Raw genomic sequence first — 17,165 nt, 5'->3', positions numbered from 1 at the left:
TTTAAGGTCTCTAAAGAGCCGTCCGAGACTAGGACGTTGATAGGCAGGGTGTGTAAGCGTTGTGAGGCGTTGAGCTAACCTGTACTAATGACTCGTGAGGCTTAACCATACAACCCAAAAGGGTTTTACTTGAAACGTTCCTGACGTTTAAAGTACTTCCTCCTTCCATGGAGGTCGCGATAATGGTTTACGAAAATCAGAAGAATACAAAAGTACTTGATTGAAGTGCAGACTCAAACAGCTTTCTAAATTTACTATTTTGGTTAATTACGCAGGTAATTGTTTGGCTGACAAAGCCGTAACGAAGCGAAGCGCGGAGTGTACTAGAGTACATGAGCACTGCAGCGAGGAAACAATGCCGTTAGACGAAGAATTAACCAGTAAGAATTTGTCTGGAAACCATAGCATTGTGGCCCCACCTGATCCCATCCCGAACTCAGAAGTGAAACGCAATTGCGCCGATGGTAGTGTGGGGTCTCCCCATGTGAGAGTAGGTCATTTCCAGGCGCCTAATAAACGATAAATCCCCAGCACCTAGTGTTGGGGATTTTTTCGTTTATACGCTTCGCGAAAGCAACTACTTCACATGCAGCCCACAGCCACTTCGTAGGTGAGCCCCTCAGCTCGCAGCCTAGCTGCTTCGCGCTCCAGTTACCCATCAAGCTGCGCTTGATAAGCGGATGTCTTACACCCCCATGTGAGATTGAGGGGGAGTTAGTAACTGATATCTGCCTTGAAGCCGGCCATGACAGGCGCCTACTTTCGACGTCGGTCTGTAAATGCTCCTTTTATCATCGACAATTCACCATCCATGGCAGTCGCCCCACCGCTGAGCGGGGTCTCCGGCTACGAAGCATAGCTTCTCCGCGTTCAAGTAAGACTAAATACTGCGTATTTAAAGAGCCTCACTTTCACCCCCATGTGTTCGCTGCGCGAACCGAGTAGGTCATTTCCAGCTGCTACGGTTTTTTGCTTTTGACAAAGTAGCTGGAATGTTTATTTCCTGTGTTCAGTTCTAATCGGATGCCTTACGCTCTCATGTGTTCATTGCGCGAACCGAGTAGGTCATTTCCTGGCGCTACGGTTCTTTTGCTTTTTTAAAAATGATGACAATGTAACTGTAGAATTTCTACTCTCGGCGTCTAGTTCTAAGCGGATGCCATACGCCCACATGTGAGGGCTCGGGAAGGTGACTTTGAGCTAACTTGAGCATTAATAGATCTTTTCTATCTGCATGATTTGATCATTCAATTATACAGGGGAGCTTGGAGTCTTTAGATTTAGGGTTAAGGCTAATGGCTAATTGGGGCACTAAATCTGTGATGCATTCTCTTAATACTGTCTTTCCTGAGCTTGATTCTACCGACTCGCTTTCTCTGGTAGGACAACCCTATGTTTCAGAGATAGGGGACAATCAGCTTGAGAAAGTGCTTACGCCCGTTCAGTTCAACACGGCGCTGATTGCCGAAGGGGGCGGGCAGCGGGGAATATTTACCGCTGGCGTGTTGGATGTCTGGCTGGAGAGAGGCTATAACCCTTTTGCGCTGCTCATAGGTACCTCCGCTGGTGCTCAGAATCTCTCCAGTTATCTTACGGGTCAGATAGGTTTTGCTAAGCAGGCGATTAAGGGCTTGTCTCGCGATCCGCATTTTGTGAAGGTACGTCGGGGCCTTGCCGGAAAGAGCACTGTGGATCTCGATTGGTTTTTTAACCAAGTGCAAGGCGAGTCGTTCGGCTTGGATCTATCAGCAGGAATGAGGGCATTGAACCATCGTCAATTGCTTTTTAGCATGACCAATGGCTCAAATTATCAGGCGATATTTCGTCAGCCCAATAAGCAGAATTGGCTGGAGTTACTCAAGGCATCGAGTGCTCTTCCGTTTCTCTACCGTCAAGGGGTGCCACTGGAGGATAGTTACTATGTCGATGGTGGCTTGTCCGCCCCCCTGCCTGTGGAAGAGGCCTATCGGCGTGGGGCGACTAAGATAGTGGTGATACGTACCATGCCCAAGGAATACCAGGCTTATACGCCTTGGGTGAATCGTCTCAAGTCTTGGCTCTGTAGCTCGAATCGCTGCCCGAGGGCGATAGAGTACTTCCTACATCATGAAGCCGAATATAAGCGCTCACTCGCCTTTATCCACAATCCGCCTGAGGGTGTCGAGATCATTCAGTTGTTTCCACGCCATACACTGGCGAGCAAGTTACTCGGCAGTTCGACCGCCGAGCTTGATAGGGATTACCGGCTTGGACGCCAGACTGGTTTTAGGTTCCTAAAGCAGGAGAGCTTATCGGCTTTGAAGAGTGCTGCCTAATACTCTTGCTCCTATCAATACTGCTAGTCTTCAGTGTGTTGGAGCTATTGCCCGCTTTGGACCTGCTCAATTAGTCCTATACGCTTTTTAAAGGCTTCTCTGGTCGCTTCATCTGCCTGTTCATACCAAAAGTCCAGCATCTGGCCCACATTGATCTGGTCGCGGCGCGCAGCACTTTGCGGCTGACTGGCTGCCTGTTGGGCCGGCTCGCTGTCGCCGACAGCGGCAAGGTCCGTCTTATCATTTGAAGCGTTAGGAGATGCTTTGTGAATAGTTTGGTTGACTTCTATAGCCGCAATGCCTTGGCTCAAATTGTAGGTTTTTATCTCTTCCCTGTAGTCGCGGCCGAGCTGGATCCCATCTTTATGTAGCTTATCTATCTTGTAGGAGACGGAATGACCTTGGGTATCTTTGATGGTTACCGAGGGTGAGTCGTTAAATTTTTCAGCTGATCTAGGCGAGTTGATCTTAGGTAGGCTGACGCGGTAGTGATTGTTTTCGCCAGAGAAGGTGACGATAAGGGTCTCTGAGACGAAGCGCTTCTGTTGACCGAATTCACGGTAGCTGGCGCGGGCATTAAAGACCAGCTGCTGGGGGCCATTTTGCGAGATCAGCTGATGGCTAGTGATATTCTTAGTGTTAAGCAGCAGTGGCTCTGCGTTATCTGGCAGAGTGATGGTGACTTCGGCGTGAGCATGTACAAAAAAGAGTGGGATCAGGAAGAAGCAATGGATTAAAGATTTCATGGTATACCGAGAAAAGAATTACTTACCTGTGTTATAGCACCTCGCAGCCCAATTGGACAACTTTACAAGTCGCCATTGGGCTTTTTGAGTATCCTGGGGGATGGGTTACAGTAATTTGCTTGCTAAGACTCTATAATGGTGGAGATTAATTTCAGGAGCATAGCGTGTTAACTAAAATTTTAGTGACTCTGTTAGTGATCGCCGGGGCGATCGCCTACCTTCGCAGACCTAAGGTGGCCAGCCAACCTACGGCCAGTCAGCTGGGTCAGCGCATCGTGTTTAAGTACCTTGCCTTTGGGATTGCTGTCCTGGCGCTCTTGGGGAGTGGTGGTTATTGGTATTGGTCCTGGCATGAAGGCAATCAGGTGGTTTATGTCACCATTATCTCGCCGGCTTCGGCTTCGAAAGAGATCTACCAGGTACGTAAGCGTGAGCTGCAGAGCGATGCCTTTACCACTGTCGATGGTCTTAAGGTGCGCCTATCGAACCAAGAGCGGATAGTGATTGCCGATACTCCGCCGAATATGAGGTAGACTGGCTTTAATCGCCACTTCACTTTTATTTTGATTATATTCCCTTCATTAGCAGTCGATTAGGCTGTTCAATGGCGCGTTATTCGGTAGAATAACGCCAAATTATACCCTGCGCTTGGATGTGGTGCGTTTTCATCTAAGTGTCTTTTTCAGGAGGCCCTATGATCACGGCTTATGTCTTTCAAGCGAATAAGTTATCCATTGTCGAGTTGAATATTCAAGACAGTGTTCCCGAGGGTACCTTATGGCTGGATCTCTACAAACCTGAAGATGATGAGCGTGAATGGCTGAGGGGCTATTCGGCAGAGGAGCTTCCGGACGAGGAAGATATCAACGAAATCGAAGCCTCGGCACGCTTCTATCAAAACAAGGACGGTCTACATATTAACTCTCTGTTCCCCCAGCGAGTGGGACAGGATGTGAAAGGGGTGAACGTTTCTTTCAACCTGCGCCCGCAGTTTTTGGTGACCCTGAGGGAAGATGACGTGGGGCTTATCCGTTTGCTGCGTAACTATTTGCGTTTGGGGCGCTTAGAGGTGCAGACGCCACAGGCACTCTTCCTGGAGCTGTTTAATCTAAAGGTAGATTATCTGTCGGATCTTATCGAGGATGTGTATTCGGTGCTCGATAACGTGGGTGAGCAGGTCTTTCAGAGCGATGAGTTGGATGATGTCTTCAAACTCATCACCTTGCAGGAAGACTCTAACGGTAAGATCCGATTGAGTCTACTCGATACCCAGCGCTCCCTGCGCTATATGCAGCGTTATTATCGCGGTAAGCTGACCGAGGAAGATCTGAAAGATCTGCGGGAGATGTTGTCAGATATCGAGTCTCTGATGCCTCACAGTCAGTTCATCTTCGATAAGTTAAACTTCCTGCTTGACGCGGCCATGGGTTTCAGCGGTCTGCAGCAAAACAAGATCATCAAGATCTTCTCGGTTGCCGCGGTGATCTTCCTGCCACCAACCGTGATTGCCAGCGCCTACGGGATGAACTTTGCCAACATGCCAGAGCTAGAGTGGCAGTGGGGCTATCCTATGGCGATCATGATGATGATTGGCAGTGCGGCCTCGACCTATTTCTTCTTCAAGCGTAAAGGCTGGCTTTAATATCGGGCGGGCTTTTGCCTTAAGCGTTAGCTATTTACCTGGATAACAGAGCACCTTGGCTCTGTTTTCCGTGTAAAGGTCGGGCTGATTGATCACCTGGTTTAATGCAATGAATTTATCGTTCATCAGCTGCAGCGCCATATAGCTGCGGGCGTATGGCGTGGCGCAGCGCGACAGCTTGAACTCGAGGTGATGGCGAATGGTTTCCAGCTGGGCACGGTTGTTGGCATTGGCCTCACTGATCAGTGCCTTGTTGAGGTTTTTCTGCAGGGTAGCCAGTTGCTGCGGCGCGTGCTGCGCCAGCCATTTCAGGCTGTCGAAATCCGGTAGCTCCACCATACTCTTTCCCCTTAGCGCATAAACACCATAATGCAAGGCCAGTACTCTAATTTTAGTCTGGCCTGCGGAGAAATACAGTCAGGCGCGCTTTACGCTTTCTTGTCACCACCGAAGAAGTAGCTGACCCGCTCTCTGGGGCTCAGGTATTTGAAGATCTTCTCGGGCAGGGCGGAAGGTGAGATACACCGAACTATGGTGAGCCCCTCGCTTTCCAGATCCACGATAGGCGCCTGTTCTTTAGGCACTAGCGCATCGTAAACTAAGATCCTTGGGAAGAGGATCTTCTCAAGGTTCACCGCCATCACCATGGCATATTGACCGCTGGACAGCTCAACGACACTGCCAGGCGGATAGACCCCAAGCATCTTGATGAGCTTACCTATGGCGTCCTGATTTAATCTTTCCTTGTAGTTCTTATACAGGTAACCCAGCGCTGCATAGGGGGTTCTTGCCTTAATCTGTCCCTCTGGGTGGCAGAGCTGATCGTAGAGGTTGACGGCGGCGACTAGCTGGGTAGGCAGAGTTATCTGATCAGCTTTTAACCCTCTTGGATAGCCGCTGCCGTCGAGAAATTCATGATGATCTCTTACTATGGGAGCAGCATCTTCGGGAAAATTATCGGCCAGCTTTAGCAGTTCAATGCCCATGGCAGGATGTTGCTTGATGAAGTTAAGCTCGGGTTGGGTGAGCGGTGTCTTCTTGCGCAGCAGCTGAGGCGGGATCTTAAGCTTACCCGTGTCATGGAACAGGGCACCCATGCCGACAGCCTCGATATCTTCTCTGGGCCAGTCCAGTTCTTTGGCGATCATCATAGAGAGCACTGCCACGTTGAGGGAGTGATAGTAGATCCCCTCGTTATCCTTGGCATCACTCATCAGGTGTAGCACCAGGTTGTCAGAGTTGAGTAGCTCTTCGGTGATGCCGTTGATTAGCTCCTTGGCATCGGAAATAGCGTTGAGCGGGCGATTTCTTAGCTTGGCTATCAGGTTGCGCATCATGGCGACGGAGCGATCGAATTCCTGTTCGGTTTTCTTTAGATCTCGCCTGAGTTTCTTAAGGTGTTCGATACGCTCCTGCTTGTTTTGACTCATCTGTTGGCTGAGTTGAGTTAGCTCGCCTTCATCTTTAAAGCTGGGAGCATCGTAGGCATCTTCTTTGCCCAGAGGCGGTGCGGAGCTCTTATCCAGGTCGACAAACACATATTCGATACCGAGTTTTTTAATCAGTTCGATCTGAGCTTCCTGCTTGAGTCTAAAGGAATTAAATAGAAAGGGATGGTCTTTCCAGGAGACAGGTAATCTAACAAAGTTGCCCACTTGAAGTTGGTTTGTGCTTACCTTACAGCTTTTGCTCATGTGTCTTTACGTTTGCCTGTAGTTGCGCGTTATTTTATCTGAACCAGCTGGCTTTACAATTACTTAAGCTATGTGTCAGCATAGTTACATCACAAAACTGTCTAATTTAGCGAGTTGTACATGGATTTCATTGAAGTCTACCCCAATGCCATTCCAGATGAACTGTGCGATCGTCTCATCGAGACCATCAAAACACATCCTGGTGTCATTGATGGTATTACGGGTCATGGTGTTGACCTGGAAAAGAAAATTAGCCGTGATATCACCATGGATAACTTTCAGGAATTGCAGCCACTGAGAAACGAACTACTTAATTATACGCTAAAACACAGCGCCCAATATTTTGAAAAGTATGCCCTGGGTTTGATGGGGGCTGTGGCGGTGACTCTGGCCGATGAACAGGGTAAGCCACAGACCTTGACTCCGGACAACTTCGATACCCTGGGTAGGCACAGGGTGCAGCCTTTGGTGCAGTATCTGTACCGTAGCGGTACCATAAATATTCAGCACTATCAGAAGGGCAAGGGCGGCTATCCGCACTGGCACTCGGAGCAGTTTCCTCAGATGGGACACAACGAGGCGCTGCACAGGGTCGTGCTCTATATGTTCTATCTGAACGATGTGGAAGAGGGTGGTGAAACCGAGTTCTTCTATCAGCAGCGTAAGATCAAGCCAAGAAAAGGCACCATGGTGATCGCCCCGGCAGGATTTACCCACAGTCACAGAGGCAATATGCCCATCAGTGGCGATAAGTATATCGCCACCTCCTGGGTGATGTTTAACCGCGCCGAGAAGCTGTACGCGCCAGTGGGTTAAAGCGGGATCTTAATGGTGAACCTCGCCCCTTCCAGATAAGAGGTATCTATGCTGAGGCTGCCGTTGTAGCTGGAGACGATTTCGTTACAGACGGCAAGCCCTATGCCTTGACCCGCCTTCTGAGTGTCTGCACGCACGCCGCGCTCTATGATCCGCTGACGTATGGCCTCGGGCACTCCAGGGCCGTCATCTTCCACTATTAAGATAAACTCGCTGTCGTCGCTATAGCAGGCGGTGACCGCTACCTTACTAATACACAACTTGAAGGCGTTCTCCATCAGGTTGCCGCATAGCTCCATCAGATCGCCCTTGTCACCGGGGAACACCTGATCATCCGGAATATTGGCGCTAAATTGGATCTGCTTGTCACGGTAGACCTTAAACAGCATCTGTGACAGCTGATCGATCAGTGGTGCTACCAGAGTCTGCTCCTGCTTGAGCCCTTTTCGGCCGAGCATGGCGCGCTTGAGCTGATACTTGACCAACTGATCCATCTGGCTGACCTGCTCCATGATCTTCTCGCTGGCGTTCGCTTTATTTAGACTCTGGTCATCTGTGATGGCATGAACCGCCGCCAGACGTGTCTTTAGGCTGTGGGCGAGGTCGTTCATGGCGTTCTGATATCGCTCCTGCTGGGCACTGGATTGCACCAACAGTTGGTTGAGGGCCTGAGTGACCCCTTCCAGCTCCACCGGATAGTCTTCGGAGAGTGCCTTGGCTTTACCGCTGCTCACCTGTTGCAGCTCGTTGCGCATACGCACCAGGGGACGCATTCCCCAGTAACCGGCGCTGATCAAGAGCACCAAGGCTAGCGCTAAGATCATGCCCAAGCGCCAATAGGTGCGGCGACTGAACTTGTCGAACTCCTTCTCCAGCTTCTGGGCATCTTTCATTACCAACAGGTTGTATTTCTGCTTGGCGATCTCCACCGACAGTAGATAGACGAAGTAGTTTTTACTGTCGGCAAGGTTGAGGTAGTAGGGCGGGGAGTCGAAACGTATCTCGTTGAAGCGTTCACAGGTGTCAAACAGGCCGCGATCCACGGCCAGGGAGGAGGTCCACACCTGCTTAAACTCCTCGTCACAGCTGGCGATGATATATTTTTCCGGGGTGTTGTTCTCCTCCAGCCACTCCGAGGTCTCGGGGATCAGGTCGTGTTCCCTGAGCTCGGCGGCCACCTTGGGGATCTCGGCGATGAGCTCGGCGGTTTCCTCGTTATAGCTATTTTGAGCGTATAGCAGGTTGACCAGCCAGGCGAGACCAAACCCCACCAAGGCGATGATGGAGAGGGAGGTGAGAAACATCCGCGTGAGCAGGCGCTGTTTGGGCTTAAATCTTATTTGCATGGCAGATTAAACTTGTAACCCTGACCGCGTATGGTGGCGATAGGGTTTTCCAGTCCGCCCTTGGTGAGCTTCTTACGCAGGCGGCTGACCATCACCTCTATGGTGTTGGGGTCTCCCTCTTTATCGCCATAGATCACGTCTAGCAGTCGCTGTTTGGCGACGACTTCGTGACAGTGGCGCATCAGGTATTCCAAAATTTGATATTCGAACGCGGTCACTTCCATGGGGCTCTGATCTAGGGTGACCTGTTTAGCCGCGAGATCCAGCTCAAGCGGTCCGCTGGTGATTTGAGGCTTGACGAAGCCTGCGCTGCGACGCACCAGGGCATCTAGCCTGGCGACCAGCTCCTCTTTCTGAAAGGGCTTAACCAAGTAGTCGTCGGCGCCGGCGTTGAGCCCCTCTACCTTATCCTGCCAGTTGACTCGGGCGGTGAGGATGAGAATGGGCGCCTTGAGTTCGGCCTTGCGCAGAGACTGGATAAGCGAGATACCGTCCTGATCCGGCAGACCTAAGTCGATGATGGCAATGTCTATGGGATAGTTAGTTGCCTGATAAAAACCTTCTTTGGCGGTCAGTGCAACTTGAACCTGGTTGCCCAACTCACTCAGTTGTACCTTGAGGTGATGGGACAGGAGGGGATCATCTTCAACGACCAAAATTCTCATATGTTTTGCCTATGTTTATTTAAGTGCTCGCTCGGTGACCGGTTAGGGCAATTGTTAACCGAGCAGAGGACGTTTTATAAAACATTAATTTATAATAGGTCAGCTTAACAGGGACTGACTCATCTTAAAACAAAGTTTAATTGTTAGATTTTTGTGAGTCGGAGAGGCATCTTGTGCCTGTTAATTTGTCTGTCAAATGGTTAGAATCCGGTAAATTTCTTACTCGTTTAGGCTTGGATATGTCCTTCGCTAAAATTCTACCTTTAATCTTTACCTGTTTGTTTGTGCCGGCAACCTTGGCCGAAAGCTTTACCTTTACCGCTATCCCAGATGAAAACGAGAGTCAGCTTAAGACTCGTTTTAACAAGGTGGCGAAATACCTGGAGGCAGAACTGGGTGTTGAGGTGAACTATGTGCCGGTGAAATCTTATGCCGCGGCCGTTACCGCATTTCGTAACAATCAGGTGCAGCTTGCCTGGTTTGGTGGCCTCTCTGGCGTGCAGGCGAGACGTCTGGTGCCTGGTTCGCAAGCGATTGCCCAGGGCTATGAAGATCAATACTTTAAGAGCTTCTTTATCGCCAACGCCTCGACGCCGCTGGAGCCGTCGACCAACTTCCCTAATCTGAATGGTTATACCTTTACCTTCGGTTCTAAAGGTTCTACCTCGGGTCGCCTGATGCCGCAGTTTTATATCGAGCGCAACATGGGCAAGCAGGTGAAAGATATCTTTACCCGTATAGGTTTCTCCGGCGATCACAGCCGCACCATTGCCCAAGTAGAGGCCGGTGCCTACCAGGTTGGCGCGGTAAACTATAAGGTATGGGAAACGGCGGTGGCCAATGGCACCGTCGATACCAGCAAGGTGAAGGTGATCTGGGAAACCCCTGCCTATCCTGACTACCAGTGGACGGTACGTGCCGATGCCGATCAGCGTTTTGGTAAAGGCTTTACCGAGAAGCTGACCAAGGTGCTGCTGGAGATGAAGGATCCCGATCTGCTGGCCAGCTTCCCACGTCAGTCATTTGTTGAGGCTGACAACGCAGATTACGAGCCTATCGAATCCGTGGCCACGGCGATCGGCCTGTTAGATTAATTCTGTGCTCCAGATAGAATCACTCTCCCTGAGTTATCGCGATACTCGGGTCATCGACGATCTCGATTTGTCGATTAAACGGGGAGAGTCTTTAGCCATAGTCGGGCCCTCTGGGGCGGGTAAGTCGACACTGCTGAGTTATCTCTATCAGCAGCTTAAGCAAGACGCCGCCCTGTGCAGCCAGTCTCAAGGTCTGGTCGATGGACTGAGTGTGTTTCATAACGTCTATATGGGCGCGCTGGCTAGGCATTCGGCGGTATATAACCTGCTTAATCTCGCCTGGCCCATGGCGGGCAGACGCCAAGAGGTGGAGCTGCTGTGCCGGGAGCTTTATCTTGATGCGCCGCTACATAAGCCGGTCTCTTCGCTCTCCGGCGGCCAGCGCCAGCGGGTAGCCCTGGCCCGGGCGCTCTACCAAGAAAAGACGACCTTCATCGGCGACGAGTCGTTTTCGGCCCTGGATCCCGTGATGGCTCAGCGCCTGCTGAGTCTGGTCAAGGCTCGCCACGAGACGGTGATCATGGTGTTGCACGACAGTGAGCTGGCACTGAGTCACTTCGATCGCATCATAGGGCTGAGTGATGGCAAGTTAGTGCTCGATAAGCCCGCGAGTTTACTCGATGGTGAACAATTGGCCTGCTTCTTCGATACCCAGATGGCGACGAGCTAGGGTGTGTAAAATTAGATGTTTAACTTAGATGTTTGACTTAGATGTTTAACTTTGTCGGGCCCTGGCAGCGGCTGACATTGGGTCTCTGGTTGCTGGTGGGGATCAGTCTGCTATTTGTCGATATCGACATTATCAGCCTAGATCCCTGGGGCGAGCTGCTGCGCATGGGGCAGGGGTTGCTGACGCCCGATTTCTTTGCGACAGAATCTTTGGCCAACGCCCTGTGGCAGACGGTGAGTTTTGCCTTGCTCGGAGTCACCTTTGGCTTGTTGCTGGGCTCTCCCTTGGCACTCGTCTATCGCTCGCCCTGGGTGGCAGCGAGTTGTGCCATGGTGCGGGGGATCCATGAGATCTTCTGGGCACTTCTCTTTCTGCAAGTCTTTGGCTTGTCGCCTGTGACCGGCGTGTTGGCTATCGCCTTACCCTATGGCGCAACCTTTGCCCGGGTGTTTCACGACATACTGCAACAGGCACCGAGTAGCACCAAAGAGACACTGCCCATAGGTTGCGACAGGCTAAGCGCGTACTTCTACGGTAAGCTTGGCCATGTGCTGCCTTTGATGCTGGCCTATGTGCGCTACCGATTCGAGTGTGCCCTGCGCAGCAGCGCCGTGCTCGGCTTTATCGGTATGCCTACCTTAGGTTTCTATTTAGAGACCGCCTTTCGTCAGGGGAAGTACCATGAGGGGGCGGCGCTGCTTATCCTGTTTGTGGTCTTGATTGGTACAATCCCGCTGTGGTCGCGTCGGCGTCTGCTACCACTCTATCTGTTGGCGGCGCTCTTCACCCTACCTAAGCTCACAGGTGTAGATCTGCAGCTGGTATGGCAATTCTTGACCTTTGATATCCTGCCACCTGGGATCCGCGAAGTGATTCATGGGCAGCAAGGCCTTGAACAGGGACTGACACGATTTGCCAGCTGGTGGCAGCGCCTAACGTTAGAGCAGGCGCTACCTGGCGCCGCGGCCTCCTTAGTGTTGGCGGTGAGCGCGCTGGGATTGACTCATCTGCTGGCACTGCTTGGCCATCGTTTTGCCAGCATGCATAGCAGAGGTAAATTCTCTATGCCCTTAGGGCAACTCTTGCTGCTGATCATGCGTTCCATGCCGGAATATATCTTAGCCTTCATCTTCATGATGCTTTGTGGCCCTTCCATGTTACCCGCCATCTTGGCACTGGGGTTGCACAATGGCGCTCTGATCGCCTACCTGCTGACGCGTCAGGACAGCCTGGTTAGGCCCAGTGAACAGTACCAGAGACGTGGGGATCATTATGGCTTCGAGGTGTTGCCGCGTATCTATCCCAACCTGATGTCGCTACTCTTCTATCGTTTCGAGGTGATATTGCGGGAAACGGCTATCTTCGGCGTGCTGGGGGTCATGACCTTAGGCTTCTATGTCGACAGTGCTTTTAGCGAGATACGCTATAACAACGCCTTCTACCTGTTGATCGTGACAGCTTTGCTTAATGTGTTGGTCGATAGCCTGGCGCGGCGAATGCTGGCCAAGCGCCTGAATCAAGGGATGGCAGTCGGCCAGGTATCCTGTGTGGTCTAGTGTTATCTCTTAGCGAGAATCTAGCGTTTAGCCTGTCTTAGACGCTGTACGCCCTGACAGCAGAAAGAGGCCAGCAGGGTAAATAGGCTCACCGCCGACATGATGATGGCGAGTCTTAGCCAGGGGGCGTCCATTGAGATCCGCATCTGCACATAGTCGAGGCCACTCAAGCCCCAGACGAAGATGGCGCTTAAGATAAGCACCAGTTGTAGGATGCGGGTGATGGCCACGTGGCGAATGAATAGCAGCAGCGGCGCCGCGATGAAGGCTGCGCTGATAAGGGTTTGTCCGAAGCGCATAAAGTGGGCGCCAAGTAGAGCAAATGCGAGAAAGATGATGAGAATGCGCCACCACATGATAATTGCCTCAGTTTGTAGAGTGAGTGTGAGTAAACATCTTGGTGGCAGATTACCTTGGGGCAGCGGCGCATTCTATCGCGTTGTTCACATTTTCATTTATTTGCGATCATCATTGTTTAGGGCCTGTTGAAGTTTACGCCTTTGGGCATCACTCAGCTTGCCGGTTTCGATGAGATGGATCAGCTGTTCGACATCACTCTCGTCGTTGTCGCTTGTTATCACCACAAACTCTCGCTCGCCATCGCCATGATATTTCATTTCGATCTCCGCTATCTCGGTGGCGATTTCGGCGATATCGTCCGATAGCAGTTCGATCTCCTTATTAAATTCGCCGTCTTGCGTGTCTATGATCACCTCAAATTCACGGGCCTTTGCTTCGAGTTCTGCAGCTTTACGTTCCATTTCGGCTCTTTTGGCCGCCATTTCAGCACTTTTTGCCGCAACTTTAACTTCTATCTTTGCAATATGTTTGGCGAGAGCCGCTTCCTTATTGGCCATCTTCTTGGTCAGAGCGTCTATCTTGGCCTTGTCGGCCTTTGATAACTCGCTATGGCGCAGGTAGTGATAATGTGACTCGTCACTGTCGATCTGCTTGAGCAGGCGAACCATCTTATCCTGAGTCTCTTGAGGTAGCTTGGCAAGTTTCTGCCGGATAAGCTTCTCGTCTTTTATCTCATCATTGCTGAAGCTGTAGTTGTGCTGCTTATCCTCAAGGTCCAGGGTCAGCTTAGTGACCTTGTCGCCATCTTTAACTAAGTTGGCCTTGAGTTGGTCGTCATTAAAATCGATTTGACGCACGTCGGTAGGTGCAGCAGCCAGGGTAAATGACAGTAGTGCGGAGCAGGCGATAAGCGAAGTGAGTTTATTGAGTTTCATGGGTTTTCCTTCCATAGTGGTGAAATTAGTGATGAATGATTTAACTATCTGTTGCTAAGGACAATGCTAAGGATATTGCTAAGGCCGTGCCAAATTAGCGAAATCCAGTCTGGGTGGGCATTGGTAGGACTCTGGTTGAAAAAACATATCTGTCACTCCTGGTGATTTAACCTCATATGGGCCATGAATTTCCCGATATGGGGAAATTCATGGCCTAGCCTGGATATGGTGATATACACCTAGCGGCTAATAGGATGATCCACAAGGGGTTTTATCTTGGTACTGTTTTTGTATAACCTGAGATGCGGGTGCGACACGCTTAGTCTATCTCAGCGCCTGTGCGACGTTTTTATCGAAACTTGAGGCTTCTATGTCGATTAAAGGTTATCTGTTTGTGCTTTTCGGCGCGCTCATCTTACTGTTGGGCGGCAGTCAACTGTTGATTTCCCATTTTTATAAGGCACAGCTACAGAGCGAGCTCAGTGAGCGCTCGAGGGATCTGTCACAAAACCTGGTAAAGGTACTTATTGATAACGTAGGTACAGAGCAGGAGTTTGTGGTGCAGTTTGATGAGCAGGCTCTACAGGAGTCCATCCAAGATGCCGAGGTGCTCAGACAGGAGTTTGAGCAGGATATCGAATCTGTCTCCCAGGCGATAGCACAGCTCAGCGAAGAGGTGGTGCGCATGGAGATGGAGACAGACAATGCCTCTGCCGAGCAGAAAGCCTTCTTTCGAGCCAAGCTGGCGGCCAAGCAGCAAGAGCTTAAGGATCATCTCAATGCCATGATGTCCTACGAGAGAGAGCTTAAGCAGCATCAGAAAGCGAGCATCGCCGAGGCGAAGCGCCAAGCCGCCGATGAGTATCGCCAGCGTCTGCATGACGCCGTGAGTCAGATTGAGATAGATACCAACAGCTGGCTCGATAAGGGCAATGTGGCCATCATAGACGCGCCTATCTCGCCCCCCATGCCGGAGGAGGGTAAGGTAGCGGTTGAATTTGCCCATGATATTAATCTGCCTAATCAGGAGACCAACGAGCAGCTCGAGCGTTTCAGCGAGTCCATGATAGGCGCGATTCTGGTGAGCTCGCTGGCAGGCCTATTATTGGTCTATATGCTCAGCCATGTGATCAGTGCGCCGCTGTCGGCTCTGGCAAAAGGGCATAGGAAGCTGGGACAGGGGGAACTTGGCTATCAGGTGGATGAGCGTGGGGTTAAGGAGTTAAAGAGCATTCTCAACGGTTTTAACGAGATGAGCTGTCAGCTCGCTTCTCTAAGCGAGCAGAAGAAACAGATGGCGCAGCAGAAGCAGCTGGCCGAACTGGGGGAGGTGACCCGGGGGATCGCCCATAGCCTGCGTAATCCGCTACACACCCTGGGGCTATTGTCTGAGGCGGTAACCCAGTCGGATTCCATGGAAGACGCTAACAAGCTGCTTAGTCAGATGCAGCAGAAAATCTCCATGATGGATAAGAGCATTCAATCTCTGCTGACGCTGTCGAGTACTCAGGTGAACCGCCAGTCATGGGTGCCGCTGGCGGCGACGGTGCAGGATATTTTGCTGGAACTCTCGATTAACGGCAGCAAGCCCAGCATCGCCTTTCACTGTGAGGATAAGGCGATTCAGGTACAGGGCGCCGAGTCTGAGATCCGCAGCATATTACATGCGGTGGTGACCAATGCGGTAGAGGCTACCCCGGACTCAGGCCGTATTGACCTGACCCTGGCGGAAGATGATGAGAGTTATACCTTAGTGGTGGCCGATACCGGCAAGGGGATCAGCCCAGAGGTGCGTGATAAGCTGGCCCAGCCCCATGTGACCACTAAGGCGGAGGGTACCGGCATGGGGATCTATATCGCCGAGCGCTTGATCCAGGGGCATTATGGTGGCCGCATCACCTTTGATGATAATCCCGGCGGTGGCACCCTGGTGACCCTCTATTTCGCCAAGCCCGATAGTAATAAAACAAAGCAAGAAGATAAGCCCCAGACAGAGGATCTATGATGGAGCAGCCTAAGTTGCATATTTTGGTGGTTGAGGATGAGCCGGATCAGAGAGCATTGATCGTGCAGATGTTGACGGCCAATCAGTATCAGGTGGAGAGCGCCGACAGCGTCGAGCAGGCGATCGTGATGATTAAGGCATCCGCGCCGGATCTGGTGTTCTCCGACTGGAAGCTGGGCCAGTTAACCGGCATGGATCTGCTTAATTATGTGCGCCGCGAACATCCAGATATGGGCTTCATTATCGCCACCGCCTACGGCACCATCACCCATGCGGTGGATGCCATGCAGGCGGGAGCGGACGACTATCTGGCCAAGCCCTATCAGCGTCAGAGCCTATTACTTGCTATCGAGAAGGTGGCCAAATCTACCGCATTGAAGCGGCAGAACCGCCGACTCTCTTCCGAGCTGTCACAGCAGCAGGAGCTGGTGGGGCTGGTGGGACGCTCCGCCTTGATGCAGAAGGTGTATCAGAGGGTGCAGCGGGTGAGCGCCACCGACGCGACAGTGCTCATCGGCGGCGAGAGTGGCACGGGTAAGGAGCTGGCGGCGCGGGCCCTGTATCAGCTGTCTGGGCGCAGCCATAAGCCCTTTGTCGCCATCAACTGCGGCGCGATCCCCGAGTCTCTGGCCGAGGCTGAGCTGTTTGGCGCCGAGAAGGGGGCTTTTACGGGGGCCAATACCCAGAAGATCGGCAAGCTGGAGGCGGCCGATGGCGGCACTGTGTTTCTCGATGAGATAGGCGAGCTGCCTCTGCTGCAGCAGACCAAGCTGCTACGTTTCTTGCAGGAGGGCGTGATCTCCCGCCTTGGGCAGAACAGCGAGATCAAGTTGGATGTCAGGGTGATTGCCGCGACCCATAGGGACCTGCAGAAAGAGGTGGCTGAGGGGCGTTTTCGGGAGGATCTCTACTACCGGCTCAACGTGGTACCCATACATATGCCGGCGCTGCGGGAGCGCCCCGAGGATATCGGCAGACTGGTGGAGCATTTTCTTAAGCTCCATGCCAATCAATACGGCATGGCAGTGCCTAAGCTGAGTCGGGATACCTTAAAGGCGCTGCTTGATCACAGCTGGCCGGGCAATGTGCGCGAGCTGGCGAATCGCATCGAGCGTTTCGTCTTGCTTGGGGATGAAGCGGAGATGGTGCAGGAACTAGGCGCCGCGCCCCAGCCGCTGGATACCAGCCGCTTCGTCTTGCCCGAGGCGGGTATCGAGTGGGAAAGCTTCGAGAAAGATTGCCTGCGCCAGGCCCTCAGCCGCTTCGAGGGCAATCGCACCAAGGCGGCAAAGTGTTTGGGCCTGAGCTATAAGGCTTTCCTTTATCGCCTGGAGAAATATCAGTTGGTTTAAATTTGCGGTGTGCTGTTGCTTGATACGGC

16 protein-coding genes and 2 rRNA genes are annotated in these 17,165 nt (G+C 51.8%); 11 read left to right on the top strand and 7 right to left on the bottom strand.

Annotated features, from left to right (window positions below):
• The 3 genes from GNT65_RS17195 to GNT65_RS17185 all read left to right on the top strand — a co-directional run.
• Nucleotides 1-109 (top strand): 23S ribosomal RNA (locus GNT65_RS17195); the annotation flags it as partial.
• A gap of 282 nt (nt 110-391) precedes the next feature.
• Nucleotides 392-507: ribosomal RNA gene (gene rrf, locus GNT65_RS17190) — 5S ribosomal RNA — on the top strand.
• Between the two features lie 788 nt (nt 508-1,295).
• The gene (locus tag GNT65_RS17185) at nt 1,296-2,315 is read left to right on the top strand and encodes a patatin-like phospholipase family protein (protein WP_244952215.1); all 1,020 of its coding nucleotides are present in this window, start codon (nt 1,296-1,298) and stop codon (nt 2,313-2,315) included.
• A 44-nt stretch (nt 2,316-2,359) separates the two neighbouring features.
• Here GNT65_RS17185 and GNT65_RS17180 read toward each other — a convergent pair whose 3' ends face one another.
• Nucleotides 2,360-3,061: a DUF2057 domain-containing protein gene (locus GNT65_RS17180; RefSeq protein ID WP_160798433.1), complete on the bottom strand. Its 702-nt coding sequence runs from the start codon at nt 3,059-3,061 to the stop codon at nt 2,360-2,362.
• A gap of 164 nt (nt 3,062-3,225) precedes the next feature.
• On the opposite strand from GNT65_RS17180, the gene GNT65_RS17175 reads away from it, so the two are divergent.
• Nucleotides 3,226-3,594, top strand: a complete 369-nt coding sequence (locus GNT65_RS17175; protein ID WP_160798432.1) for a hypothetical protein — start codon at nt 3,226-3,228, stop codon at nt 3,592-3,594.
• A 161-nt stretch (nt 3,595-3,755) separates the two neighbouring features.
• Entirely contained in the window at nt 3,756-4,703 is a 948-nt protein-coding gene (gene corA / locus GNT65_RS17170) for a magnesium/cobalt transporter CorA (protein ID WP_160798431.1), read from the top strand.
• 30 nt (nt 4,704-4,733) lie between these two features.
• On the opposite strand, the gene GNT65_RS17165 is transcribed toward corA, so the two are convergent.
• Together GNT65_RS17165 and GNT65_RS17160 are read right to left on the bottom strand one after the other, a co-directional pair.
• Nucleotides 4,734-5,042, bottom strand: a complete 309-nt coding sequence (locus GNT65_RS17165; RefSeq protein WP_160798430.1) for a DUF3135 domain-containing protein — start codon at nt 5,040-5,042, stop codon at nt 4,734-4,736.
• An 89-nt stretch (nt 5,043-5,131) separates the two neighbouring features.
• Nucleotides 5,132-6,397: a cyclic di-GMP phosphodiesterase gene (locus GNT65_RS17160; RefSeq protein WP_160798429.1), complete on the bottom strand. Its 1,266-nt coding sequence runs from the start codon at nt 6,395-6,397 to the stop codon at nt 5,132-5,134.
• A 120-nt stretch (nt 6,398-6,517) separates the two neighbouring features.
• Here GNT65_RS17160 and GNT65_RS17155 point away from each other — a divergent pair, with 120 nt between their 5' ends.
• Nucleotides 6,518-7,213, top strand: a complete 696-nt coding sequence (locus tag GNT65_RS17155; protein WP_160798428.1) for a 2OG-Fe(II) oxygenase — start codon at nt 6,518-6,520, stop codon at nt 7,211-7,213.
• Here the strand turns inward: GNT65_RS17155 and GNT65_RS17150 are convergent.
• Both GNT65_RS17150 and GNT65_RS17145 read right to left on the bottom strand, forming a co-directional pair.
• Complete coding sequence (locus tag GNT65_RS17150; protein WP_160798427.1) at nt 7,210-8,559, bottom strand: ATP-binding protein; 1,350 nt, start codon at nt 8,557-8,559, stop codon at nt 7,210-7,212. The two genes, GNT65_RS17155 and GNT65_RS17150, sit on opposite strands and share 4 nt — an antisense overlap.
• Nucleotides 8,550-9,224 (bottom strand): response regulator, encoded by a 675-nt coding sequence (locus GNT65_RS17145; RefSeq protein ID WP_160798426.1) that lies wholly within the window; start codon nt 9,222-9,224, stop codon nt 8,550-8,552. The genes GNT65_RS17150 and GNT65_RS17145 overlap by 10 nt, the downstream gene beginning before the upstream one ends.
• A gap of 239 nt (nt 9,225-9,463) precedes the next feature.
• On the opposite strand from GNT65_RS17145, the gene GNT65_RS17140 reads away from it, so the two are divergent.
• Genes GNT65_RS17140 through GNT65_RS17130 form a run of 3 tightly spaced genes read left to right on the top strand, consistent with a single transcriptional unit; the run spans nt 9,464 to nt 12,544 of the window.
• A complete protein-coding gene (locus tag GNT65_RS17140) occupies nt 9,464-10,318 on the top strand; it encodes a putative selenate ABC transporter substrate-binding protein (protein WP_160798425.1) in 855 nt (284 codons plus the stop codon).
• 4 nt (nt 10,319-10,322) lie between these two features.
• Complete coding sequence (locus tag GNT65_RS17135; RefSeq protein ID WP_160798424.1) at nt 10,323-10,988, top strand: ATP-binding cassette domain-containing protein; 666 nt, start codon at nt 10,323-10,325, stop codon at nt 10,986-10,988.
• Nucleotides 10,989-11,029: 41 nt separating this feature from the next.
• Complete coding sequence (locus GNT65_RS17130; RefSeq protein ID WP_160798423.1) at nt 11,030-12,544, top strand: PhnE/PtxC family ABC transporter permease; 1,515 nt, start codon at nt 11,030-11,032, stop codon at nt 12,542-12,544.
• A 20-nt stretch (nt 12,545-12,564) separates the two neighbouring features.
• Here the strand turns inward: GNT65_RS17130 and GNT65_RS17125 are convergent, their stop codons facing one another.
• Both GNT65_RS17125 and GNT65_RS17120 read right to left on the bottom strand, forming a co-directional pair.
• Nucleotides 12,565-12,900, bottom strand: coding sequence for a hypothetical protein (locus GNT65_RS17125; RefSeq protein ID WP_160798422.1), 336 nt, complete (start codon nt 12,898-12,900; stop codon nt 12,565-12,567).
• 99 nt (nt 12,901-12,999) lie between these two features.
• Entirely contained in the window at nt 13,000-13,779 is a 780-nt protein-coding gene (locus tag GNT65_RS17120) for a hypothetical protein (protein ID WP_160798421.1), read from the bottom strand.
• Between the two features lie 370 nt (nt 13,780-14,149).
• Between GNT65_RS17120 and GNT65_RS17115 the strand changes: the two genes are divergently transcribed.
• Nucleotides 14,150-15,784: a sensor histidine kinase gene (locus GNT65_RS17115; protein WP_160798420.1), complete on the top strand. Its 1,635-nt coding sequence runs from the start codon at nt 14,150-14,152 to the stop codon at nt 15,782-15,784.
• Nucleotides 15,784-17,136 carry a sigma-54-dependent transcriptional regulator gene (locus tag GNT65_RS17110; protein WP_181006348.1) on the top strand — a complete coding sequence of 451 codons (1,353 nt, stop codon included), beginning with the start codon at nt 15,784-15,786 and terminating at the stop codon, nt 17,134-17,136. The genes GNT65_RS17115 and GNT65_RS17110 overlap by 1 nt, the downstream gene beginning before the upstream one ends.
• The last annotated feature ends 29 nt before the right edge of the window (nt 17,137-17,165 follow it).

This window comes from Shewanella insulae (genome assembly GCF_009831655.1).
GTDB classification, from domain to species: domain Bacteria; phylum Pseudomonadota; class Gammaproteobacteria; order Enterobacterales; family Shewanellaceae; genus Shewanella; species Shewanella insulae.
Note: the sequence above shows the minus strand (reverse complement) of the source record. Positions and strands in the feature narration are given on the sequence as shown.